This is a genomic window from Rhizobium sp. BT03 (assembly GCF_030053155.1).
Classification (GTDB): Bacteria; Pseudomonadota; Alphaproteobacteria; order Rhizobiales; family Rhizobiaceae; genus Rhizobium.
On the sequence record NZ_CP125640.1, the window covers coordinates 1082845 to 1105658 of the forward strand.

The window sequence follows — 22814 nt, forward strand, 5'->3', positions numbered from 1 at the left end:
GCGTCTAGGAAGAATTATTGTATTTTGTTCTGCCGATACCATATCAGCGGCATCGCTTTTCCGCAGGAGATTGAGATGAGCTACAACCCCAATCCGCTTTATGCCGCACCGGAGGACTGGCGCGCCTATAGCGGCGTGTTGAGCCGCCGTGTCTTCGCCTTCATCCTCGACTATCTTATCGTGCTGCTGCTCTGCATCCCGGCCGGGATCGTGCTGTTCTTCCTGTCGATCGTCACGCTCGGGCTCGGCTTCCTGCTCTACCCTGCCCTCTTCGTCATCGTCGCCGGCATCTATTTCGGCCTGACTGTCGGCGGGCGGAGCCAGGCCTCGCTCGGCATGCGCGCGATGGGGATCGCCATCGTGCGTGTCGACGGCCGGCCGATGGATTTCCTGACGGCGATCGTGCATCTGGCGCTGTTCTGGATCCTCAACTCGGTGCTGACACCGCTCATTCTGCTTGCCGGCCTGTTTACCGAGCGCAGCCGTCTCATCCACGACCTGCTGGTCGGGACAGCGACGGTTCGTACGGCCTGAGCGTTGGACCGAGACCACGGCTAACCCCTTAAGCGGAGACGAAATAAAGTCTCCGCTTTCTCTTTGCCCAGGCGCGCCAGCGCTCCATATCTAAAATTAGAAGACCGAAATGAAGGGCGAGAACCGCCCCGCTGTTGACGTTTTTTATTCTTAGGTCATGCTGTCAAGAAACAGCACAGTCTCGACAAGGAAATTTCCGCGACAGATGAATACGCAGACAACGCCATCCCCGCAGTTTTATCTGACGGCTCCGGCTGCGTGTCCGTATCTGCCGCATGAGATGGAGCGTAAGGTATTCACCCATCTGGTCGGCCCGCGCGCCGCCGAGATGAACGACATCCTGACCCAGGGCGGTTTCCGGCGCTCGCAGAATATCGCCTACCGCCCGGCCTGCGAATCCTGTCGCGCCTGCGTTTCCGTGCGTATTCTCGCCCAGGAATTCGAGCCGACGAAATCGATGAAGCGGGTGCTTGCCGCCAATTCCGACGTCATCGCCACCGAATTCACCGCCCAGCCTTCCAGCGAGCAATATTCGCTTTTCCGGCGCTATCTCGATTATCGCCACCAGCAGGGCGGCATGTCCGACATGACCGTGCTCGACTATGCAATCATGGTCGAGGACACCCATGTGAACACGCGAATCGTCGAGTACCGACGGCGTGAAGAAGGCTCCGGGCTGGAGCAGCGGCCGAAGGGTGAGCTGCTTGCCGCCGCGCTGACCGATACGATGAGCGACGGGCTGTCGATGGTCTATTCCTACTTCAATCCCGATATCGAGCGGCGATCACTCGGCACCTTCATGATTCTTGACCATGTCAGGCGCACGAAAGCGCTCGGCCTGCCGCATGTCTATCTCGGCTATTGGGTTCAAGGGTCGCGAAAAATGGACTACAAGACACGCTTCCAGCCGCAGGAGCATCTGACCCCGCGCGGCTGGGAACGTTTCGATCCCTCATCCATGCCTCAAAGCCCTCACGACTGAATGTCCGCTCTTTCCGATCATCGGAAGGGCCTGCTGCTGACGGCGATCGGCGGGCTGGCGCTTTCCATGGACATCCCGCTCGTCCGCCTGGGTGGCGGAGACGTCTGGTCGATCCTGGGAATACGAAGCGCAGCCACGGTTCTCGCCACGCTCGTCATCCTTGGAGCGATGCGCCTTGCCTCCGGCAAATGGCCGATCCTCGTTCCGGGGCGAGCCGGCCTGCTCGCCGGTCTGCTCTACGGCCTCTCGTCCCTCACCTTCGTGCTGGCCGTCTTCAATACGGCCACCGCCAATGTCGTCTTCATCGTCGCCTTCAACCCGATGTTCGGGGCGCTTCTTTCCTGGATTTTCCTCAGGGAGAGACCGCAGGCCGCAACGCTGATCGCCATGTTCTTCATGATCCTCGGCGTCGGACTGATCGTCCGTGAAGGGCTTTCCAGCGGGCATTTTTTCGGCGACGCCATGGCACTTCTCAGCGCGCTTATTCTTGCCGCAGCCATCACGATCGGGCGTGCCTCGCGCCGGGAAATGGGTTTCGTGCCGCTGCTTGCCGCCATCCTGCCGGCCGCGCTCGGTCTCGCGCAAGCTCTGCCATCAGGGCTTTCCATCGCCCATCCCGGCTGGATCCTCTTGAATGGCGCCATCGTGATGCCCGTCGCCTTCTGGTGCCTTGCGACCGGGCCGCGTTACCTCTCCGCCCCTGAAGTCGGCATGTTCTACCTGCTCGAAACCGTGCTCGCTCCGATCTGGGTCTGGCTGATCTTTTCGGAAACGCCGGCGACGATGACACTCATCGGCGGCGGCATCCTGATGGCGGCAATCGCCGGGCATTGCTTCTGGATGCTGCGGGGAAGCAGCATCAGGCCATTGGCGGAATAGGCGTTGTCGCCTGTCCACCCCCCATGTTATAACTCTGTTACCACACCAGAGGATAAAGAAATGAACGTGACAATCCGGAAGATCGGCAATTCCGAGGGAATTATCATCCCCAAGGAGGTTCTCGACCGGCTTGGATCGAAGACCGGCGATACACTGGAATTGCAGGTCGAAAACGGCAGCATCACCTTGAAGCCGACTGACGAGGATTTGTCGCGTCAGTTTGAGGCGGCACGGCATTTCATGGACAAGTATAAGGTCGCCTTGAAAAAGCTGGCCGAATAATGGCCTTCAAATTCCTGACGAGACCCTTGGTGGAAACTCTGCAGAAGATGCAGATTGAGCGCTTCGGCGGTCTCGCCGGATTGCGTGACGAAGGCGCGCTGGAATCCGCTCTCGGGCGGCCGATGCACAAGGCGCATTATGGCTGCGACGACGTCATCGAACTCGCCGCCGCCTATCTTTTCGGCCTTGCCCGCAACCACGCCTTCATCGACGGCAACAAGCGGATCGCGATCGTAACCGCAGGTGTGTTCCTTCTCGAAAACGGCTACGAGATCGAAACGACCGACGCTAATCTCTACGCCTTCGTGCTTGCCGTCGCAGCCGGCGAGATCGATGAGGAAGGTGCTATCCGCTTCCTTCGCGACTTCAGCGTGCCGCTCAGCCCGTAGGCTTCAGCTGCTGTTGCTCCAGCTCGCGGCCAAGTCCTTCGACCACGTGCGCCCAGCCGCGCCGGGTCTTCTCCTCGTGTTCGGCCCATTCGGCGCACATTTCGTGGGTCAGCGTCAGTCGGCTGCCGCCGCCGAGCGGCTCGATGTCGATTTCTACGCGGTCACAATTGTGGTCATGGTCCTCGACCGAAAAGCTGAAGACCATGCGCTGCGGGCGCTTCAGCTCCAGGAAGACGCCCTGGTGAAAGGCGTCGCCGGTGGGACGGCGGTCGACGATAAAGAAACGGCCGCCAACATGCGGATCGATATCGGCGCGGATGACATGACCGTCATCGGTGGCAAACAGGAAGCGGCGGGCGATTTCAGGGTTGAGCCAGGCGTCGTACACGACAGCAGGCGGCACCCTGTAGGTGTGGCTGACATGCAATTTGATGGTGCTGGCGGGCATCGATTTTCCTCCGATAACGGCGCCTTCTCCAAGCGCGCGGGCCATAGCCGTTCCATCCGCCCGCGGACCGGCTTCTCTTCTTTTGGGTAACAGCAATGAGATAGAGAAGTTCCAGCGCCCGCCAAGAGACCAGCGCGGAATTTTTATGCCTGTCGTTATTCGGGAGAAATGCATTAAAACAGGACGATTTTCGGCCAGATCGGCCGAAAATCTGATTCCTGTTCTAAATTAAAAAGTTAGAGCATGATGTCTTGAAAAAACCGCTCACACTTTTCGGCATCATACTCTAGCCAGCGAATTTGCCGCTGCGCGGAAAGCCCTTCGGCACGGTGCGGCCGGCGGTGGCGCGGTCGGACAGCCATTCGGCAAGCTCGTCCTTGTTCTTCGTGAAGGTGCGGCCGGCGCTGTCTTCCCAGACGAGGCCATCCGATATCGCGAAGCAGCGGACGTCGGAAATGCCGCCATCCTTGTAGCGCTGCAGACGCACGCCCTTGCCGCGCGACATTTCCGGCACCTGCGCTAAGGGAAAGACCAGCAGCTTGCGATTTTCGCCGACGACTGCGACATGATCGCCGCCGACGGGCACGAGCAGCTGCGTTTCCTCGGGCAGCGCCACGTTCATGATCTGCTTGCCCTTACGCGTATTGGCGACCAGCTCGGCCTCGGCAACGACGAAGCCGTTGCCGGCTGTCGAGACGATCAGCTGCTTGCGCGCGGGATCGTGGACGAAGGCGGTCAGCACCGCCTGGTCGTTATCCATGTCGACCATGATGCGCAGCGGCTCGCCGTGGCCGCGACCGCCCGGCAGCTTGTCGCCGCCAAGCGTGAAGGCCTTGCCGCCAGTCGTGACGATCAGAATCTTGTCGGTCGTCTGCGCCGGGAAGGCCACCTTCAGACCATCGCCTTCCTTGAAGGTCAGCGTCGCGGTGTCGGCGATATGGCCCTTCAGCGCACGAATCCAGCCCTTTTCCGAGATGACGACGGTGATCGGCTCTTTCTCGATCATCGCCTGCTGGATGGCTTCCTCGTCGGCCTCAGGCGCATCGGCGAACTGGGTGCGACGGCGGCCGACCTCGGTCGCCTTGGCGAATTTCTTCTTCACCTCGCCGATTTCCCAGGCAACCGTCTGCCACTGCTTGTCGTCGGAGGCAAGCAGCGCTTCGATCTCGCCCTTTTCCTTGGTGAGTTCGTCGAATTCCTTGCGGATTTCGAACTCTTCGAGCTTGCGCAGAGAGCGCAGCCGCATGTTGAGGATCGCCTCGACCTGATTGTCGGTGAGGTCCCAGCGCGCCACCATGACCGGCTTCGGCTCATCCTCCTCGCGGATGATCCTGATCACCTCGTCGATGTTGAGATAGGCGATCAGCAGGCCGCCGAGGATTTCGAGACGTTTTTCTATCGCCGCTAAGCGGAAGCGCGAGCGGCGCTGCAGAACTTCGCGGCGGTGATCCAGCCACTCCTTCAGCACTTCGTTCAGCGCCATGACCCGCGGGATGCGGCCCATGGACAGCACGTTCATGTTCAGCGGGAAGCGGCTTTCCAGCTCCGTCAGCTTGAACATCGATTCCATCAGGATCGTCGGATCGACGCTGCGGGTCTTCGGCACCAGGACGACACGGATGTCCTCGGCCGATTCATCGCGGATGTCTTCCAGCAGCGGCAGCTTGCGGGCGACCAGCAGCTCGGCGATCTTTTCGATCAGCCGCGACTTCTGCACCTGGAAGGGAATTTCGGTGATGACGATCTGGTAGCCGCCGCGGCCGAGATCCTCGGTCTGCCACTTCGCCCGCACGCGGAAGCCGCCGCGGCCGGTGCGATAGCTCTCGATGATGCTGTCGCGGCTGTCGATGATGATGCCGCCGGTCGGGAAATCCGGGCCGGGAATGAATTCGACGAGCTTCTCGACCGTCGCATCCGGATGTTTGATCAGATGCAGGGCGGCGTCGCAAAGCTCGTGCGCATTGTGCGACGGGATCGAGGTCGCCATGCCGACCGCGATGCCGGAGGAGCCGTTGGCGAGCAGGTTCGGGAAGGCGCCGGGAAGGACGGTCGGCTCGGAATTCGATTCGTCGTAGGTGTCGCGGAAATCGACGGCATCCTGATCGATGCCTTCGAGCAGCAGTTCGGACACCGCCGTCATCTTCGATTCGGTGTAACGCATGGCGGCGGGGCTGTCGCCGTCGATATTGCCGAAATTGCCCTGGCCGTTGACCAGCGTGTAACGCTGCGAGAAGTCCTGGGCGAGACGGGCAAGCGCGTCATAGATCGACTGGTCGCCGTGCGGGTGGTAGTTACCCATCACCTCGCCGACGATCTTGGCGCATTTCCTGAAGGCCGAAGTCGGCCTCAGCCCCATCTCGTTCATCGCGTAGACGATGCGGCGATGGACGGGCTTCAGCCCGTCGCGCACGTCAGGCAGAGCGCGGTGCATGATGGTCGACAGCGCATAGGCGAGATAGCGCTGCTCGAGCGCCGCCTTGAGGTCGACCGGTTGGATGTTGTCGTCGTCTCCGCCGGAAGGCGGCAAAATCTCTTGTCCCATAGGTTCTGACTAGCCCAGAAGAGGCTGGCGGGCAAGGAATCCAGGCCATTGCAGCTGTGGATGAAGTCTTGGCAGCGACATCAAAGGATGAGACAAACGTGCGGCCGCAATTTGGACTTCGTTTGCCGTTCCTTTCAACGGAAATTTAGAAGTCCGCAAATATAAAGCGGGCCCAATCCGTAGTAGCGTAACTGCAGATTTCCAACCGCCACACGCCACCAGAGGAATCACCCCATGAACATTTACCGGACAACGCGGCTGATGCTGTCGGGCGCCGCCTTTTTCTCGCTCGCCGGCTCGGCTTTCGCTCTCGACGGCACCGATCTCTTGAAGAAGATCAATGCCGCCTATGCCGCCCAGGGTGGGACGATTGCGGCTGAAAGCGTCGATATCGACGGCACGACCGTCACGTTGAAGAATGTCACCGTCAAGCCGACCGGCAGCGAAAGCCTGCCCATCGGCGAAATCACCCTTTCCGGCGTCGAAGAAGACGAGGACGGCGGCTATTACATCGAAGAAGCAGCTTTCCCCGACATAAACAAGACGCAGGACGGTGTTACCGTGACGGCGCAGGAGCTGACGCTCGGCGGCATCTCCATACCGGCAACGCCGGGCGGCGACACGCTCGACACCATGATGCTCTATGAAACCGCGCATATTGGCCCGGTGAAGGTGGTCAAGGACGGTGCGGAAGTGTTCTCGCTGCTCGAAAGCAACATGAACCTGACACTGCGCGAAGACGAATCCGGCTTCGATTTCGACGGCGCCTTCAAAAGCATGAAGGCCGATCTCACCAAGACCGAGGATGCGCAGAGCAAGGATGCGATCGAGAAGCTCGCCCTGCAGCACATCCAGGGCGACATCACCATGAAGGGCGCCTGGGAACTCGCCCCCGGCACGATCGACATTTCGGAAATCGCCTTCGATTTCACCAATGTCGGCAAGCTGAACCTCGGCTTCAAAATCTCCGGCTACACGATGGCCTTCATGAAATCGATGCAGGATGCGATGAAGGAATCCGAAGCCAACCCGAACAAGGAGCAGTCGCAGCAGGCGCTCGGCCTCGCCATGCTCGGCCTGATGCAGCAGCTTTCCTTCGAGGCCGCACAGGTGCGTTTCGACGATGCCTCGATCACCAAGCGCGCGCTTGATTACGCCGGCTCGCAGCAGAACATGTCGGGCAAGCAGATGGCGGATTCGCTGAAGGCGATGACGCCGATCATGCTGGCACAGCTCAACATCCCGGAACTGCAGAACGCCGTTTCGGCTGCGGTCAACACCTTCCTCGACGACCCGAAGAGCCTGACCGTCAAGGCCGCTCCTGAGAAGCCGGTGCCGTTCCCGACCATCGTCGGCGCTGCCATGGGTGCTCCGAACACGCTGCCGCAGGTGCTCGGCGTCAAGGTTTCGGCCAACGACTGATCGCTTGGTTTCTTTAGTAAAAGGTCCGGCAATTCCGTTGCCGGGCCTTTTTCGTTTTCAGGCACGGTGGCGGGCGACTTCGGCGATGGCGACGCTCGCGATTTCAAGCAATTCCTCAAGCGATGCGCCGTCTCTTGCCTGCACCGACATGCCCTGGACGATCGCGCCGAGGAAGCGCGCCAGCGCCCGCGGGTTCGTATCGGCCCTGATGTCGCCTTCGCGGACGCCGCGCTCGATCCTTGCCGCATAGGCCTCCAGCGACCGACGGCGCAGCGCCGCGACATGGTCGGCAATCACCTCATTCTCGCTGGCGCAGTTCAGCACAGCCGTCGAGATCATGCAGCCTTTCGGATGCTCCGGCGCCGAAAACCGCGCGGCCGAGCCCCGCAATATCCGCTCGAAGGCGGAGACGGTATCGATCGGTTCGCCGAGCGCGGACGCGATATTGGCGCCGAGCGCTCGATATTGCTCCAGCGCCGCGCGATAGAGCTCGGCCTTCGAATTGAAGGCGGCATAGAGGCTTTGCGGCGTGATGCCCATGGCCGCCGTGAGATCGGCGATCGAGGCACCCTCGTATCCATGCGCCCAAAAGGTTTCCCTTGCGGCCGCCAGAACCGTTTCGCGGTCGAAGGCCGGGGGGCGGCCGCGGCGGCGGGCGGAAGGATTCTTTACGTCGGCACTATTTTTCACAGTGATCACTCTAGAAATCTGAGGCGGCGTGCTATATTCAGGAACGGTCATTGTGATTATAGAAGGTTTAATCTGATGAGTCTTCCCCTCGAAAAGGCAGAAGCCAACAGGCATTCATCCCTCAATGCGGCTATTGACGCGGCAATCACAAATGCGCTCGACGAAAAGCGCCTGGTCGGGACGGTCGTGCTCGTCGCCCGCGACGGAGACATCATCCACCGCTGCGCAGCCGGCCTTGCCGACCGCGAAAACGGCCTGGCAATGCGCGAGAATACGATCTTCAGGCTTGCCTCCATCACCAAGCCGATCGTCACCATCGCCGCGATGCGGCTCGTCGAGCAGGCCAGGATCGACCTCGACGACGCGGTGACCCGATGGCTGCCGGAATTCCGGCCGAGGCTGCCCGACGGCAGCGAAGCCGTCATTCGCGTCCGCCACCTGCTGACGCATACGTCAGGCCTCGGCTACAGCTTCTCCGAAGAGGGCGGCGGTCCCTATATCAGCGCCGGCATTTCCGACGGCCTCGACCAACCGGGATTGCGGCTCGCCGAAAATCTCAAGCGGATCGCCAGCGTGCCGCTGCGTTTCGCGCCAGGCAGCGACTGGCAATATTCCCTTGCCATGGATGTTCTCGGCGGCGTCATCGAGGCGGAAACCGGCGTGCCGTTGGCTGAGGCCGTTGCCGAACTGGTGACAAGACCGCTCGGGCTTGCCGACACGGCCTTTTCGGTTCGTGACCGCAGCCGGCTCGCAGCCGCCTATATGAACGCTTCACCGGAACCGGCGCTCATGGGCGAAGATGCGCTGGTGATGTCGCTGATGGGTCCCATCCGCTTCGCGCCGAACCGCATCTTCGATCCCGCCTCCTATCATTCGGGCGGCGCCGGCATGGCGGGAACGGCTGGTGACGTCCTTTCCGTACTCGAAACCATACGCAGAGGCGGCGCACCGCTGCTCTCGAGCGAAACCGTAGGGATGATGACGACCGATCAGGCCGGCGGGCACCGACAGCGGTATGAGCCCGGCTCAGGCTTCGGCTTCGGCTGGTCTGTTATCACCGATCCGGCCGAAGCCGGCGTCCCCTTCCCCCGCGGCACGGTGAAATGGGGCGGCGTCTACGGCCATAGCTGGTTTATCGATCCGGTGAACCAGCTCACCGTCGTCGCCCTGACGAACACGACGCTGGAGGGCATGTGGGGCAAGTTCACGGTCGATCTGCGCGAGGCGATCTACGCGGCCTTGTGAACGACAGCAAAAAAGCCCGACGACAGCGGTCGCCGGGCTCTTTGCATTCAAAAATCAGACGAACTCAGTCCTTCTTGACCGGCGGGATCGGCCGGATCGAGAGTTCGCGCAGTTGCGTGGGTGTTGCCGGGGTCGGCGCGCCCATCAGCAGATCCTGGGCCTGCTGGTTCATCGGGAAGAGCGAGATTTCGCGCAGGTTCTTCGCGCCGACGAGCAGCATGACGATACGGTCGATGCCGAAGGCAGCGCCGCCATGCGGCGGAGCACCGTACTGGAAGGCGCGGTAGAGGCCGCCGAAGCGGTCTTCGACGTCCTGCTGGCTGAGACCGACCTTCTCGAAGGCGGCGACCATGGTTTCCGGCGACTGGTTGCGGATCGAGCCCGAGGCGATTTCGAAGCCGTTGCAGACCGCGTCGTACTGGTAGGCCTTGATGCCAAGCGGATCCTGGTTCAGCAGCGCATCGAGGCCGCCCTGCGGCATCGAGAACGGGTTGTGGGCGAAGTCGATCTTCTTTTCTTCCTCGTTGTATTCGAAGAAGGGGAAGTCGACGATCCAGCACAGCTCGAAGCGGTCGCGGTCAATCAGGTTCAGTTCGTCGGCGGCGCGGTTACGGGCCTCGCCTGCAAACTTGTAGAACTTGGACGGCTCGCCGGCGACGAAGAAGCAGGCGTCGCCCGCCTCAAGGCCGAGCTGCGTGCGGATCGCCTCGGTACGCTCCTCGCCGATGTTTTTGGCAAGCGGTCCGGAGCCGGCGATTTTGCCCTCTTCTTCCTTCCAGAAGATGTAGCCGAGACCGGGCTGTCCCTGGCTCTGCGCCCAGGCATTCATACGGTCGCAGAAGGCGCGCGAGCCGCCGGTCTTTGCCGGGATCGCCCAAATCTCAACCTTCGGATTGGAGGCAATCATGCCGGCGAAGACCTTGAAGCCGGAGCCGGCAAAATGCTCGGTCACCGCTTCCATCACGATCGGGTTGCGCAGATCCGGCTTGTCGGAACCGTACTTGCGGATCGCCTCGTCGTAAGGGATGCGCGGCCATTCCTTGGTCACCGGCTTGCCTTCGGCGAATTCTTCGAAGATCGAAGTCATCATCGGGCCCATCGTGTCCCAGATGTCCTCCTGCTCGACGAAGCTCATTTCGAGGTCGAGCTGGTAGAATTCGCCCGGCAGGCGGTCGGCGCGCGGGTCTTCGTCACGGAAGCAAGGTGCGATCTGGAAATAGCGGTCGAAGCCGGCGACCATCAAGAGCTGCTTATACTGCTGCGGCGCCTGCGGCAGAGCGTAGAAGGTGCCGGGATGGATGCGCGAGGGCACGAGAAAGTCGCGCGCGCCTTCCGGCGAGGAGGCAGTCAGGATCGGCGTCGTATATTCGGTGAAGCCGACATTGCCCATTTCGCGGCGCATGGCGGAGATGACCTGGGTGCGCTTGACGATGTTCTTGTGCAGCGTTTCGCGGCGAAGATCGAGGAAACGATACTTGAGGCGGACGTCTTCCGGATAGTCCGGCTCGCCGAAGACCGGCAGTGGCAACTCCTTGGCGGCGGAGAGCACCTCGATCTCCTGGGCGTAAAGCTCGATTTCGCCGGTTGCCATGGTCTTGTTGACGGTGTCTTCGGTGCGGGCCTTGACGAGGCCGTCAATGCGGATGACCCATTCGCCGCGCACGGTCTCCGCCATCTTGAAGGCGGGGCTGTCGGGATCGGCGACGACCTGGGTGATGCCGTAATGGTCGCGCAGGTCGATGAAGAGAACGCCGCCATGGTCGCGAACGCGATGGACCCAGCCGGAAATCCGGACATTGGCGCCGACATCCGACTTGCGGAGGGCTGCACATGTGTGGCTGCGATAGCGATGCATCATCTCAATTCCCGGTATCTGGCTTGAAGACGGCAGCAAGGGGCTCTGATGGCTCTCCCGCACCGACAAGAAAATCGGGCGGAAAAGCGCATGGACGCTCCGATTTGTCAAGACTTGGCGCGCGCAGCCCTCGCGTTTACGGCGAGGCTGCGCCCCGTATGCTGCGGCAGTTTGGCCACGTTTGCCATATTGATGAAGATGCCTGTCAACTTTAAAAGGATCGGCATTCCAATCCATGGAGCGCCCGCATGCCTCTGCTCACTCGCCGCAACCTTTTGAAGGCATCCGCCGTCGCGGGCGCCTATGGCGTCGGCATGGGCGTTGCCGGTAAATTCGGACTTGCCGAGGCGGCCCCCGAGCCGCAGCTGCTGACCGCTGTTAAGACCGAGGCGGTGCTGACCGAGGCGGGACGGACCCGGGATATCATGAGCTGGGGCCATGACGGCATGCCGCCGGTTCTCAGGATGATAAAGGGGCGCCCCTATGCGGCGCGGTTGAAAAACGGGCTCGACGAGCCGACGACGATCCACTGGCACGGGCTCCGCATCGACAACCGCATGGACGGCGTGCCCTTCATGACGCAGCCCTATGTCTATACCGGCGACAGCTTCGATTATGCCTTCACGCCGCCCGATGCCGGCACCTTCTGGTATCATCCCCATTGCAATACGCTGACGCAGATGGGGCACGGCATGACCGGCGTCATCGTCGTCGAAGATCCCGCCGATCCTGAATTCGATGCGGAGGTGGTGTTGAACCTGCGCGACTGGCGGATCGGCGGCGACGGGCAGTTCATCGCCGCTTTCCGGCCGCGCGACGCGGCCAAGTCGGGCACCTACGGCACGGTGCGCACCGCCAACTGGCATCAGGAACCGCGATATGACGCGCCCGCCGGCGGGCTGGTGCGGCTGCGTATCGCCGTGACCGACGTGACGCGGATCTTCTCGCTGAAGGTGGAAGGCGCCGATACGACCGTCATCGCAATCGACGGCAATCCGGTGCCGAAGCGTTTTCCCCTCGACCTCCTGCAGATCGGGCCGGGTCAACGGCTCGATCTTGCCGTGCGTATGCCGGATGGAGAAGGCGCCGTCGCGACACTCGAGGATATCCGCGGCACCACGCCGAAGACGATCGCCAGCCTGCGCGCCACCGGGCCGTCGCTGAAGCGCGAGATCGGCGATCTCGGGCCGCTTGCCGAAAATCCGGTTGAAAAGGCCGATCTTTCCGCCGCCGAAGAGATCCCGCTGGTGCTGAGCGCCACCGCCGAAAATACCGCCAGTGAGAGCATCTGCGGCACACTCGGCTATAGTTTCTGGGCGATCAACAAGGTGCCGTGGCCTGGCGACACGCCCGACCCGACGGCGCCACTGGCGGAACTGAAGCTCGGCAAGAGCTACGTCTTCAATCTGGAGAATGTCACGCCGCATGCACATCCGATCCATCTGCACGGGATGAGCTTCACGGTGATCTCCTCCTCGACCAGGCAGGTGATGCCGCTCGTCTCCGATACCTATCTCATCCAGCCGGACGAGAAGGTGCAGCTTGCCTTCGTCGCCGACAATCCCGGCGACTGGCTGCTGCATTGCCATATCATCGAGCACCAGAAGACCGGGATGACCAGCTACGTCAGAGTGAGCTGAGGTGGCCTTGCCGCAGTTCGGACGTAATTCTTAGCCAGCAATGCGCGAAGCTTATGCTGTTGTATTGACATATCGAAGCGAAAGGAGAAGGAAGGTTCAACCGACCTTTTCCTTGCGAATGAAATGATATGATCGAAACCACCGCCGATTTGGCGGCCGCCTGCAAAGAGCTGGCCAAGTCCGACTTCATCACCATCGACACCGAATTCCTGCGCGAGACGACCTTCTGGCCGGAGCTTTGCCTGATCCAGATGGCAAGCCCGACGACCGAAGTGCTCGTCGATCCGCTGGCCAAGGGCATCGATCTCGCCCCCTTCTTCGAGCTGATGGCCGATCCGAAGGTGCTGAAGGTCTTTCACGCGGCCCGCCAGGACATCGAAATCATCTTCAATCGCGGCAATCTCATTCCCCATCCGATCTTCGATACGCAGGTCGCCGCGATGGTCTGCGGCTTCGGCGACAGCGTCTCCTATGATCAGTTGGTCAGCCGCATCAAGAACGTCCATATCGACAAGTCGTCGCGCTTCACCGACTGGAGCCGCCGGCCGCTCTCCGACAAGCAGCTGGAATATGCGCTGGCCGACGTCACCCACCTGCGCGACGTCTATCTGTGGCTGAAGGCGGAGCTCGATCGCGAAGGCCGCACCTCCTGGCTCTCCGAGGAGATGGACATTCTCGAGGCGCGCGAGACCTACGACCTGCATCCCGACGATGCCTGGCAGCGGCTGAAGATGCGCCTGCGCAAGCCGCAGGAACTGGCGATCCTGAAATATGTCGCCGCCTGGCGCGAACGCGAGGCCCGCGCCCGCAACGTGCCGCGTTCGCGGGTGCTGAAGGACGATGCGATCTATGAGGTCGCCCAGCAGCAGCCCAAGGATACCGAAGCGCTCGGCCGGCTGCGCACCATTCCGAAAGGCTGGGAGCGCTCGACCTCCGGCGCCGCCGTCATCGAAGCCGTCAACGCAGCACTCGCTCTTCCGAAAGCCGATATGCCACATGTGCCGCGCCAGGCGCAGGCGCCCGAAGGGGCCGCTGCCGCCGTCGAACTCCTGAAGGTGCTGTTGAAGCTGATTTCGGAAAAACATGGCGTGGCGCCGAAGGTGATCGCCAACAGCGAGGATCTCGACAGGATCGCCGCCGAGGGCGAGAAGGCCGAAGTCGCCGCCCTCAACGGCTGGCGGCGCGATCTTTTCGGCGAGCCGGCGCTACAGCTGATCCAGGGTCAGATCGCTCTGCGCTTCGTTGGCCGGAAGGTCGAAACCGTCAGCCTCTAGCTTCCCGGGCCATACAGCGCCGCGACGCCGTAAGACGGTATTCGAATTCGCTTGACGCTTTTTTCCCAGCTGAAACAATGGCTGGACGAAACATCACGGGCGAAGGACGGCATGCGGGAAATATCTCCGACGCAGAACTGGATCTTGATCACGATCGTTCTGGCCGCCAGCGGCGTCGTCTATGATCTGATGTTCTACTCCAATCAGACGCCCGTGATCGGGGCAATCTTTGCGCTGTTCATCGGCATGCCGATCATCGCCTTCGAGCGCAAGGCGCTGTTGCGCCGGCTCTACAGACGGATCCAGAAGCTGCCGACCTTCGCCTTCATCATCAGCGAACTGGTGATCTACGAGATCCTGATGAGCATCGGCTTTGCCTGCGCCGGCCTGCTGCTCTCATCGCTCGGCATGGTGAAGCCAACGTCGTTCCTTGATCTCGTCATCATGCCCTACGAGGTCTTCCTCTATGCGCTTGCCGTCTGCTCGGCGATGATCTTCATCCTGCGCGTGCGGGAACTGCTCGGCCGCGAAGTCTTCGTGAGCATGCTGGTCAGCCGCTACCGCAATCCGGTCAGGGAAGAGCGCGTCTTCCTGTTCATCGATCTCGTCGATTCGACGGCGTTTGCCGAAAAGCACGGCGACCTCCGCGCGCAGCAGCTGCTCAGCTCGCTGTTTGCGACCTTCGCCGAGCCGGTCCGGCGCCACAAGGGCATGATCAACGACTATGTCGGCGATGCGGCGATCATCACCTGGCCGCTTGCCCGCGGCGTCAAGAATGCGCGCTGCGTGCGCTGCATCTTCGATATCCTCGCCGATATCGAGGCCAATGCCGCTGGCTGGCGGAAAAGCTACGGACAGGTTCCGAAACTGCGGGCCGCGCTTCACGGCGGCGAGATCATCACCGCCGAAATCGGTGTCGACCATCACAAGATCAGCTATTTCGGCGATACCGTGAACACGACCGCCCGGCTGGAAACCCTCTGCCGCAGCCTGAACCGGCCGGTGCTGATCTCCTCCGAGCTTGCCCGGCGCATGGAGTTTCCCGACGATATCGCTTGCGAGGATCTCGGCACCCATGCCGTCAAGGGGCGCGGTCAGGCGCTCGGTGTGATGGCGCTTTCCTCACGGGCAGTGACCGTGCTGAACACGCCGGCAGTCATCCTGCACGGCTGAGCAACGGCATTTCCCAGCCGTCACCAAAGCTTCACCCAACCGTCAATTCGCTGACACGGAAGCCCTGTTAAGCGGAAGCCATTGGCATCGTTCCATGGGGATATTATGAAGAACGTCCTTTTTGCTTCCGTATCGCTTTTCATCCTGATGGCCGCCTCGGCTTCGGCCGACCAGCAGCAGTTTCCGGCCAAGCTCGCCGGCCAGGCGATCCTGCCCGCCAACACCATGGTTCCGGCACCGGCAGACGCCCCTGAATTCCTCAAGCACTCAGGCAAGTTCACGACGCCGGACCGCAAGCGCACCGAAGCGCTCGGCACCGTTCCCGGCAAGGACGGCGCCCGCGTCACCGATCTGAAGCTCCCCTTCGACGGCCAGGCGATCCAGGGTTTCTCCGGCATCAAGACGATGGCTGACGGCACCTTCTGGACGCTGACGGATAACGGCTTCGGCTCGAAGGCCAATTCCTCCGACTCCATGCTCTTCCTGCACCAGATGAAGTTCGACTGGGCGGCCAACAAGGCTGAGGTCGTCAAGAACCTCTTCCTCTCCGATCCGAACAAGATCGCCCCCTTCCCGATCGTGCTCGAAGGCACCGATACGCGTTACCTCACCGGCGCCGATTTCGATATCGAATCGATCCAACCGGTTGCCGACGGTTTTTGGCTCGGCGACGAATTCGGCCCCTATATCCTCAAGTTCGACACTGCGGGTCACCTGAGCGACGTCATCGCGACGACGCTCGACGGCAAGCCGGTGCTTTCGCCCGACAATCCGCTGATCCAGCTTCCGGGCAACCCGGCCGCGAAGATGCCGGTCTTCAACCTGAAGCGCTCCGGCGGCTTCGAAGGCCTTGCAATGTCGAAGGACGGCTCCAAGCTGTACGGCCTGCTCGAAGGCGCCCTCTACAAGGATGACGGCCAGATGGAAACGGCCGATGGCCACACCGCCGTCCGCATCATCGAATTCGACGTCGCCGCCAAGAAATGGACCGGCCGCAGCTGGCTCTACCCGTTCGAGGATAAGGGCGTGTCGATCGGCGACTTCAACATGCTCGACGAGACGACCGCTCTGGTCATCGAGCGCGACAGCGGCGCCGGCACCAAGGACAAGACCTGCGCCGACCCGAAGCAGCCGAAGCCGGATTGCTTCGAGGCTCCGGCCGAGCTGAAGCGCGTCTACAAGATCGAGTTCAACGACGCCAATGCCGGCAAGGCCGTCCGCAAGATCGGCTATATCGACCTTCTGAATATTCAGGACCCCGACAACAAGAAGAGGGCCGGAGCCAAGGACGGCGTCTACGACATGCCCTTCGTGACGATCGAAAACGTCGACCGCGTCGACGCCACCCACATCATCATCGGCAACGACAACAACCTCCCCTTCTCCGCCGGCCGCGCTGTCGACAAGGCTGATAACAACGAGTTCAGCCTGCTGGAGGTTGGGGAGTTTTTGAACGCGAAGTGATTTGGGTTTGATGTGAGATGGAGGGGGCGGTGCGCGAGCGCCGCCCTTTTGTTTGGTAAGTTATGTAACTGATGGTGTGCCGCGCCAGCCCCCTCTGCCCTGCCGGGCATCTCCCCCACAGGTGGGGAGATCACAAGTGGCTCGCACTTCCTGCCCATCTACCGTTCGTCGGGCTGCAACGGCAACTGCTTTGGGAAACCGGTGCGCCCAGCCGATCTCCCCACCTGTGGGGGAGATGGCCGGCAGGCCAGAGGGGGGCGGGCACGGCACAACGCCTTCCGCAGACTACTCGAACAGAAACGCCAGCCTCTTGTTCGTCAACCTCGACAGCTGCTGCAATCGCCCGTCCAGGCGTTCGCCGGCGAAATCGCGGTATTCGGGGGGCACGACGAATTCGAGGTCGAGGTCCGGGTTCGACGATTTGCGGAAGGTCAGGTTCTTGACGATTCCGGGCATCGATGCCGAGAAGAGGTAGACGACGCGCAGCATGCCGCCGAGCAGCTTGGCGCGCTCGATGAGCTGCGGCGTGGCGATCTGCGCCAGCGGGCCGGTGGCGCCGTCGTCGTGCAGGCCCTCGAAACGGTAGTAATTGGTCAGCGCGATGAAGGCGCGGCCGGGATGGCTGATGCCGACGAAGGAAGAGTGGGCGATGACGTTCAGCGCCTGCAGTCCACGATAGTCGGGGTGGGCGCGCCAGCTGATATCGGCAAGCAGACAGGCGGCCTGACGATAGCGGCTTTCCTCTTCGGTTTCCTGGACGCCGAACAAAGGCATCATGCGGCCGGTCCATTCCGCCAGCTCACGGGCATGCTCGGGCGAACGGGCACGCAGGATCGCCAATTCGCCGGCGGCGGCAAGCAGCGGATCGAGGCGGCGCTCGCCCTCCGACAGCAGCGAATAGAGATATCCCTCGCGCACACCCTGCGCCGAGAAGGAAATCACCGACGGCTTCATCGCGCTCAGCACTTCCTTCATGGCGACGGCGCCGAAGGGCAGCAGCGAACGGCGATGCTTGGACACGGCCTGCAGCGCCGGCTCCTTGGAATCGCGCGCGGTCACCACCTGTTCGAGGAACAGCATCATCGCTTCGAGCGAGACTTCATAACCCTGCATCATATGCAGCGGATAATGCGTCATCTCCATATGCAGCTTGGCGATGTTTCGCCAGGTGCCGCCGACGGCGTAGAAGGTGCGCCCCTCGCCTTTCGACAAGAGCTTTGCCGTCTTCACCTGCTTGCGGGCAAAGGCGCGGGCCTTGGAGAGCGAACCGCCGGCATATTCCGACAGACGCAGGCCGCCGAGCGGCAGGGTGATGCCCTTGCCGAACTCCTTGCCCTTGATATCGATCAATTCCAGCGAGCCGCCGCCGAGATCGCCGGCGATGCCATCCGGATTGAAGAAGCCACTGATGATGCCGAGCGAGGCGAATTTCGCCTCCTCCTCGCCCGAGAGGACGCGGACCTTGCGGCCGAGGATGGTTTCCGCCTGATGGATGAAATCAGGACCGTTGCTCGCCTCGCGCGCGGCGGCCGTCGCCAATACATACATGGTGGCGGCGCGCGCCTGGTCGGACAGGGCCTTGAAACGATGCAGCGAGGCCAAAGCCCTGATGACGCTGTCTTCATCCATCTTGCCGGTCAGGGCAATGCCCCTGCCGAGGCCGCAGAGAACCTTTTCGTTGAACAGGACGGTTGGCGAACGGGACATGCCTTCGTAGACGACAAGACGAATGGAATTCGATCCGATATCGACGACGGAGACCGGGGCGATCCCCGGAAGGCGCCCCTGGGCTTCAGACTCAACCATTTATGTCCAGTTTTACTTGTTGTTGCGGCCTTCAAGCAGGCCGGCGATCAGCTTCGGCGCGCTGGACTTCAGAGCTTCACCACGGCCCGACAGGCTCGGATTGGTCATGAAATACTGCTGCGCATTGAACGGTTCCTCGCCTCTGCGCACTTCCATGCGCCGGGACGTACCGTCGGGCAATATCTCGTAGCTTTGTTGATTGTCAATCACGTTGCCGAGCATAATCTGTGACAAGACCTGCTCGTGAACAGTCGGATTGGTCAGCGGAACCATGGTCTCGACGCGGCGATCGAGATTTCTCGGCATCATGTCGGCCGAACCGATATAAACCAGCGCCTTATCGGACGGCAGGCCATGGCCGTTGCCGAAGCAGAAGATGCGGCTGTGTTCGAGGAAGCGGCCGACGATCGATTTGACGCGGATCTTCTCTGAAAGGCCTGGCACCTGCGGACGCAGGCAGCAGATACCGCGCACGACGAGATCGATCTCGACGCCGGCATGGCTGGCGCGATAGAGCGCGTCGATGATGTCGGGGTCGACAAGCGAGTTCATCTTCATCCAGATCGCGGCCGGGGCGCCGTTCCGGGCATGCTGAATTTCTTCCTCGATGTGGCGCAGGATGCGCGGGCGCATCGTATAGGGCGAAATCGCAAGCTGCATGCCCTGTTCCGGCTCGCCGTAGCCGGTGATGAAATTGAAGATGTTCGCCATGTCGTGGGCGATCACCGGATTGCAGGTGAAATAGGAGAGGTCGGTATAGATCTTCGCCGTGATCGGGTGGTAGTTGCCGGTTCCCAAATGGCAATAGGTCCGGAGCTTGCCCTCCTCGCGGCGCACGACCATCGACATCTTGGCGTGGGTCTTGAGTTCGATGAAGCCGAAGACGACCTGCACGCCGGCGCGCTCGAGATCGCGCGCCCAGCGGATGTTCGCCTCTTCGTCGAAGCGGGCCTTGAGCTCGACCAGCGCCGTCACCGACTTGCCGGCTTCGGCGGCGTCGACCAGCGCACGCACGATCGGGCTGTCGTTGGAGGTGCGATAAAGCGTCTGCTTTATCGCCAGAACATCAGGATCGCGCGCAGCCTGGAGAAGGAACTGGACCACCACGTCGAAGGATTCATAGGGGTGATGGACGACCATGTCCTTTTCGCGGATGGCGGCGAAGCAGTCGCCGGCATGTTCGCGGACGCGCTCGGGAAATCGCGCATTGTAGGACGGAAACCTGAGATCCTCGCGCGGCGCCTTGGTGATCTCGGACAGGGTGTTCAAGGCCAGGAGGCCCGGCAGAACGGCGACGCGATTATCAGGGATATTCAGCGCCTGAACGACGAACTGGCGCAGCGAGGCCGGCATCTCCGAGTCGGTCTCGATGCGGATCACCTTGCCGCGGCGGCGGCGCTTCAGCGCGGTTTCGAAGAAGCGCACGAGATCCTCGGCCTCTTCCTCGACTTCGATATCGCTGTCGCGGATGACACGGAACGTACCGGAGCCCTGCACCTCGTAACCCGGGTAGAGCCGGTGGATGAAGATGTTGGCGACATCCTCAAGGGTGATATAGCGGATGGTGTTTCCATCGTCCGGCAGACGGACGAAGCGATCGAGCGCCGGCGGCAGGCGCAACAAAGCCGTCATCGGCTCGCGGCCGTTCTTGCTGACGAGCTGCAGGCCGATCGAGAAGCCGAGATTGGGAATGAACGGGAACGGATGGGCCGGATCGATCGACAGCGGCGTCAAAACCGGGAAAATCGCCTGTTCGAATTCGGTGGCCAGCCACTGGCGGTCGGCATCGCTCAAGGCGCCGGGGCGCACGATCAGGATATCTTCCTTGGCGAGATATTGCTGCAGCACGGCGAGCGAGGCCTGCTGCTCCATCTGCAGGTGGTCGATCTCCTGCAGGATCGAATCGAGCTGCTCGGCCGGCGTCTTGCCGTCGGGACTGCGGATGACAATGTTCTGGCGCACCTGGCCCTCAAGGCCGGCGACACGCACCATGAAGAATTCATCGAGGTTGGCGGCCGAGATCGACAGGAAGCGGACGCGCTCGAGCAGCGGATGCTCGGTATTCAGCGTTTCTTCCAGGACACGGCGATTGAACTGCAGCCAGGAGAATTCGCGGTTGATGAAGCGCTCGGGGCTCTTGAGCAGCTCTTCCAGCGGGGGCGTGTTGTCGTTGGTTTCCGGAGTGAGTTCCTGATGCTCTGCGACTGCACTATCCATGGTCCACCCCGTTCTCAATCGCCGAAGGCAATTATATCAGTTTCACGACGGAACTGTGACAGTCAATCGGCCGGCTCCGAATTTCCCAATTCATTCAATACTTCGGCAGCCATGGACCGGGTGATTTTCGTGCCGCGCGACAGGGCCAGCCGGTCCAGCCTTTCGACGATCGTCTGGGCCGCATTCAGCGACCGCTCCATCCTGACAACGATATAGAGCACGAGTTTGTCATCTATATAAAGCTGGCGGTCGGCGAAGAGCTTGACGATCACCTGCGACAGCAGCGCCTCGTCGGGCTCGCCGATCTCGACGACGGTCGCGGCCTTCAGGCGCGAGCGCAGATCCGGCAGCGAAACCGGCCAGGATATCGGCCAGAGACGGCTTGTTATCAACAGGCTGGTGCCGTTTTCGCGAACGCTGTTGATGACATGGAAGAGCGCATTGTCGTCGAAGCCGAGGCGGTCGGCATCCTCGAACAGCACCGGGCCGGCGGCGGCGGCAATGGCCGCGTCCGAGCCAAGCTCGGGATGGATGTCGACGGCGCCGCTCAATTCCCGCCAGATGCGGGCGAGATGCGATTTTCCCGAACCGACCGGGCCGGCAAGCACGACGACCGGCGACGGCCATGCCGGCCAGGCATCGACGATCGAAATGGCGGCGGCGAGACGCTCCGAGATCAGGAGGTCGTCGCGCCCGCTGGCGGCATCGTGCGAAAAGACCAGCGGCAGCTGCTCTCCGGCCTTGCGCTTCGGATCAGCGTTCTTCACGTCACTCATTGGGAACTGATTTCGTCTTCCGGGCGCGGCCGCCTGATGACCCGCCAAAATAAAGATCGCTCTGAAGGTAGCGCGAAAGCGCGAAACGAACAAGGACGCCGACGGCCGCGGCCGCCGGCACCGCGACCAGAAGTCCGACGAAACCGAAGAGCGCGCCAAAGGCAAACAGCGCAAACATCAGCCAGACCGGGTGCAGGCCGACGCTGGAGCCGACGAGCTTCGGCTGCAGGATATTGCCTTCCAGAAACTGGCCGCTGAAGAAGACGGCGAGTACCAGGCCGATCCAGGGATAATCCGGCCAGAACTGGACGATCGCCACGCCGACGGCGAGAACGAGGCCGACCAGCGAGCCGACATAGGGAATGAAACTGATCATGCCGGCAAAGAGCCCGATCAGCAGGCCGAAATTCAGCCCGACGAGGGAAAGGCCGGCGGCATAATAGATGCCGAGGATGAGGCATAGCGAGCCCTGGCCGCGGATGAAGCCGGCGATCGCCTGATCGATCTCGCTAGCGATCTGGCGGACGTCGCTGAGATAATCGCGCGGGATCCACTGGTCGACCTTGTCGACCATGCGGTCCCAATCGAGCAGGATATAGAAGGCGACGACGGGGGTGACGACGAGCAGCGATATGACGTCGACGATCGCCTTGCCGGAATTCCAGATCTGCGCGAAGAGCCCGGTCAAGAAGCCCATGCCTTCGGAGAGGATGCCGGAGAAATTGTCCTTGAGCGTGCCGGCCTGGCTCCTGACCCAGTCCGGCAACAGCGAGTTTTTCGAGCTGTCGATGAACTGCTGCAGCTGGCTGATGTAACCCGGCAGCCGCTCGGCAAAATCGTTGAACTGGCTGACGAGCACCGGAATGAGGATCATCAGCGCCAGGGTGAAGGTGATGACGAAGGCGATCAGGATGACGACCGTCGCCATCATGCGGCTCATGCCCAGCCGCTGCAGCCGGTCTGCGACCGGATCGAGGAAATAGGCGATCGCCATGCCGGCGATGAAGGGCAGCAGGATCGAGCTGAAGACATAGAGAAAGACGATGAAGAAGACGAGCACGATCAGCCAGAAGAAAATCTGACGTTTGAGACTGTTGCCGCTGACTTGCTGTGGCATCGCTTCCCCGCTGATCGCTTTCCGCCGCCAAACGCCGCATTCGAACCGACGCGGCCATTCAGCACATAGGATGCGGGCG

At 61.6% G+C, this 22814-nt stretch carries 19 protein-coding genes; 11 read left to right on the plus strand and 8 right to left on the minus strand.

Annotated features, from left to right (window positions below; genetic code table 11):
* Positions 1-75: 75 nt before the first annotated feature.
* From QMO80_RS05375 to QMO80_RS05395, 5 genes are all read left to right on the plus strand, one after another.
* Positions 76-534: an RDD family protein gene (locus QMO80_RS05375; protein WP_003574079.1), complete on the plus strand. Its 459-nt coding sequence runs from the start codon at positions 76-78 to the stop codon at positions 532-534.
* 205 nt (positions 535-739) lie between these two features.
* On the plus strand, positions 740-1516 hold the full coding sequence (locus tag QMO80_RS05380) for an arginyltransferase (RefSeq protein WP_049733976.1): 777 nt from the start codon (positions 740-742) through the stop codon (positions 1514-1516).
* Positions 1517-2395, plus strand: coding sequence for a DMT family transporter (locus tag QMO80_RS05385; RefSeq protein WP_283199159.1), 879 nt, complete (start codon positions 1517-1519; stop codon positions 2393-2395). It abuts the gene before it with no gap.
* Between the two features lie 60 nt (positions 2396-2455).
* A complete protein-coding gene (locus tag QMO80_RS05390) occupies positions 2456-2677 on the plus strand; it encodes an AbrB/MazE/SpoVT family DNA-binding domain-containing protein (protein WP_283199160.1) in 222 nt (73 codons plus the stop codon).
* On the plus strand, positions 2677-3066 hold the full coding sequence (locus QMO80_RS05395; protein ID WP_283199161.1) for a type II toxin-antitoxin system death-on-curing family toxin: 390 nt from the start codon (positions 2677-2679) through the stop codon (positions 3064-3066). Before QMO80_RS05390 ends, QMO80_RS05395 begins: the two co-directional genes overlap by 1 nt.
* On the opposite strand, the gene QMO80_RS05400 is transcribed toward QMO80_RS05395, so the two are convergent.
* Both QMO80_RS05400 and parC read right to left on the minus strand, forming a co-directional pair.
* Entirely contained in the window at positions 3056-3514 is a 459-nt protein-coding gene (locus tag QMO80_RS05400; RefSeq protein WP_283199162.1) for an SRPBCC domain-containing protein, read from the minus strand. The genes QMO80_RS05395 and QMO80_RS05400 overlap by 11 nt on opposite strands.
* Positions 3515-3800: 286 nt before the next feature.
* Entirely contained in the window at positions 3801-6056 is a 2256-nt protein-coding gene (gene parC, locus QMO80_RS05405; protein ID WP_283199163.1) for a DNA topoisomerase IV subunit A, read from the minus strand.
* A gap of 234 nt (positions 6057-6290) precedes the next feature.
* Between parC and QMO80_RS05410 the strand changes: the two genes are divergently transcribed.
* Entirely contained in the window at positions 6291-7478 is a 1188-nt protein-coding gene (locus tag QMO80_RS05410) for a hypothetical protein (RefSeq protein WP_283199164.1), read from the plus strand.
* Positions 7479-7535: 57 nt separating this feature from the next.
* On the opposite strand, the gene QMO80_RS05415 is transcribed toward QMO80_RS05410, so the two are convergent.
* A complete protein-coding gene (locus QMO80_RS05415) occupies positions 7536-8177 on the minus strand; it encodes a TetR/AcrR family transcriptional regulator (RefSeq protein ID WP_283199165.1) in 642 nt (213 codons plus the stop codon).
* A 66-nt stretch (positions 8178-8243) separates the two neighbouring features.
* Here QMO80_RS05415 and QMO80_RS05420 point away from each other — a divergent pair, with 66 nt between their 5' ends.
* Positions 8244-9413 carry a serine hydrolase gene (locus tag QMO80_RS05420; RefSeq protein ID WP_283199166.1) on the plus strand — a complete coding sequence of 390 codons (1170 nt, stop codon included), beginning with the start codon at positions 8244-8246 and terminating at the stop codon, positions 9411-9413.
* A gap of 64 nt (positions 9414-9477) precedes the next feature.
* On the opposite strand, the gene aspS is transcribed toward QMO80_RS05420, so the two are convergent.
* Positions 9478-11268 (minus strand): aspartate--tRNA ligase, encoded by a 1791-nt coding sequence (aspS, locus tag QMO80_RS05425; RefSeq protein WP_085738893.1) that lies wholly within the window; start codon positions 11266-11268, stop codon positions 9478-9480.
* A 248-nt stretch (positions 11269-11516) separates the two neighbouring features.
* On the opposite strand from aspS, the gene QMO80_RS05430 reads away from it, so the two are divergent.
* The 4 genes from QMO80_RS05430 to QMO80_RS05445 all read left to right on the plus strand — a co-directional run bounded on the left by QMO80_RS05430 (position 11517) and on the right by QMO80_RS05445 (position 16819).
* Positions 11517-12908 carry a multicopper oxidase family protein gene (locus QMO80_RS05430; RefSeq protein ID WP_283199167.1) on the plus strand — a complete coding sequence of 464 codons (1392 nt, stop codon included), beginning with the start codon at positions 11517-11519 and terminating at the stop codon, positions 12906-12908.
* 128 nt (positions 12909-13036) lie between these two features.
* A complete protein-coding gene (rnd, locus tag QMO80_RS05435) occupies positions 13037-14182 on the plus strand; it encodes a ribonuclease D (RefSeq protein ID WP_283199168.1) in 1146 nt (381 codons plus the stop codon).
* A 111-nt stretch (positions 14183-14293) separates the two neighbouring features.
* Entirely contained in the window at positions 14294-15355 is a 1062-nt protein-coding gene (locus tag QMO80_RS05440; RefSeq protein ID WP_283200117.1) for an adenylate/guanylate cyclase domain-containing protein, read from the plus strand.
* Positions 15356-15460: 105 nt separating this feature from the next.
* The gene (locus tag QMO80_RS05445) at positions 15461-16819 is read left to right on the plus strand and encodes an esterase-like activity of phytase family protein (RefSeq protein ID WP_283199169.1); all 1359 of its coding nucleotides are present in this window, start codon (positions 15461-15463) and stop codon (positions 16817-16819) included.
* A 285-nt stretch (positions 16820-17104) separates the two neighbouring features.
* Here the strand turns inward: QMO80_RS05445 and ppx are convergent, their stop codons facing one another.
* The 4 genes from ppx to QMO80_RS05465 all read right to left on the minus strand — a co-directional run bounded on the left by ppx (position 17105) and on the right by QMO80_RS05465 (position 22735).
* Entirely contained in the window at positions 17105-18625 is a 1521-nt protein-coding gene (ppx, locus tag QMO80_RS05450; protein WP_283199170.1) for an exopolyphosphatase, read from the minus strand.
* Positions 18626-18637: 12 nt separating this feature from the next.
* On the minus strand, positions 18638-20842 hold the full coding sequence (locus QMO80_RS05455; protein WP_088940453.1) for an RNA degradosome polyphosphate kinase: 2205 nt from the start codon (positions 20840-20842) through the stop codon (positions 18638-18640).
* A 62-nt stretch (positions 20843-20904) separates the two neighbouring features.
* Positions 20905-21618 carry a DnaA regulatory inactivator HdaA gene (gene hdaA / locus QMO80_RS05460; RefSeq protein WP_283199171.1) on the minus strand — a complete coding sequence of 238 codons (714 nt, stop codon included), beginning with the start codon at positions 21616-21618 and terminating at the stop codon, positions 20905-20907.
* The gene (locus QMO80_RS05465; protein ID WP_283199172.1) at positions 21611-22735 is read right to left on the minus strand and encodes an AI-2E family transporter; all 1125 of its coding nucleotides are present in this window, start codon (positions 22733-22735) and stop codon (positions 21611-21613) included. The genes hdaA and QMO80_RS05465 overlap by 8 nt, the downstream gene beginning before the upstream one ends.
* Between the last annotated feature and the right edge of the window lie 79 nt (positions 22736-22814).

Bases quoted from the DNA above. Each gene is read 5' to 3' on its own strand.
- QMO80_RS05375 (WP_003574079.1), top strand. From the start codon at position 76: ATGAGCTACAACCCCAATCCGCTTTATGCCGCACCGGAGGACTGGCGC.
- QMO80_RS05380 (WP_049733976.1), top strand. From the start codon at position 740: ATGAATACGCAGACAACGCCATCCCCGCAGTTTTATCTGACGGCTCCG.
- QMO80_RS05385 (WP_283199159.1), top strand. From the start codon at position 1,517: ATGTCCGCTCTTTCCGATCATCGGAAGGGCCTGCTGCTGACGGCGATC.
- QMO80_RS05390 (WP_283199160.1), top strand. From the start codon at position 2,456: ATGAACGTGACAATCCGGAAGATCGGCAATTCCGAGGGAATTATCATC.
- QMO80_RS05395 (WP_283199161.1), top strand. From the start codon at position 2,677: ATGGCCTTCAAATTCCTGACGAGACCCTTGGTGGAAACTCTGCAGAAG.
- QMO80_RS05400 (WP_283199162.1), bottom strand. From the start codon at position 3,514: ATGCCCGCCAGCACCATCAAATTGCATGTCAGCCACACCTACAGGGTG.
- parC (WP_283199163.1), bottom strand. From the start codon at position 6,056: ATGGGACAAGAGATTTTGCCGCCTTCCGGCGGAGACGACGACAACATC.
- QMO80_RS05410 (WP_283199164.1), top strand. From the start codon at position 6,291: ATGAACATTTACCGGACAACGCGGCTGATGCTGTCGGGCGCCGCCTTT.
- QMO80_RS05420 (WP_283199166.1), top strand. From the start codon at position 8,244: ATGAGTCTTCCCCTCGAAAAGGCAGAAGCCAACAGGCATTCATCCCTC.
- aspS (WP_085738893.1), bottom strand. From the start codon at position 11,268: ATGCATCGCTATCGCAGCCACACATGTGCAGCCCTCCGCAAGTCGGAT.
- QMO80_RS05430 (WP_283199167.1), top strand. From the start codon at position 11,517: ATGCCTCTGCTCACTCGCCGCAACCTTTTGAAGGCATCCGCCGTCGCG.
- rnd (WP_283199168.1), top strand. From the start codon at position 13,037: ATGATCGAAACCACCGCCGATTTGGCGGCCGCCTGCAAAGAGCTGGCC.
- QMO80_RS05440 (WP_283200117.1), top strand. From the start codon at position 14,294: ATGCGGGAAATATCTCCGACGCAGAACTGGATCTTGATCACGATCGTT.
- QMO80_RS05445 (WP_283199169.1), top strand. From the start codon at position 15,461: ATGAAGAACGTCCTTTTTGCTTCCGTATCGCTTTTCATCCTGATGGCC.
- ppx (WP_283199170.1), bottom strand. From the start codon at position 18,625: ATGGTTGAGTCTGAAGCCCAGGGGCGCCTTCCGGGGATCGCCCCGGTC.
- QMO80_RS05455 (WP_088940453.1), bottom strand. From the start codon at position 20,842: ATGGATAGTGCAGTCGCAGAGCATCAGGAACTCACTCCGGAAACCAAC.
- hdaA (WP_283199171.1), bottom strand. From the start codon at position 21,618: ATGAGTGACGTGAAGAACGCTGATCCGAAGCGCAAGGCCGGAGAGCAG.
- QMO80_RS05465 (WP_283199172.1), bottom strand. From the start codon at position 22,735: ATGCCACAGCAAGTCAGCGGCAACAGTCTCAAACGTCAGATTTTCTTC.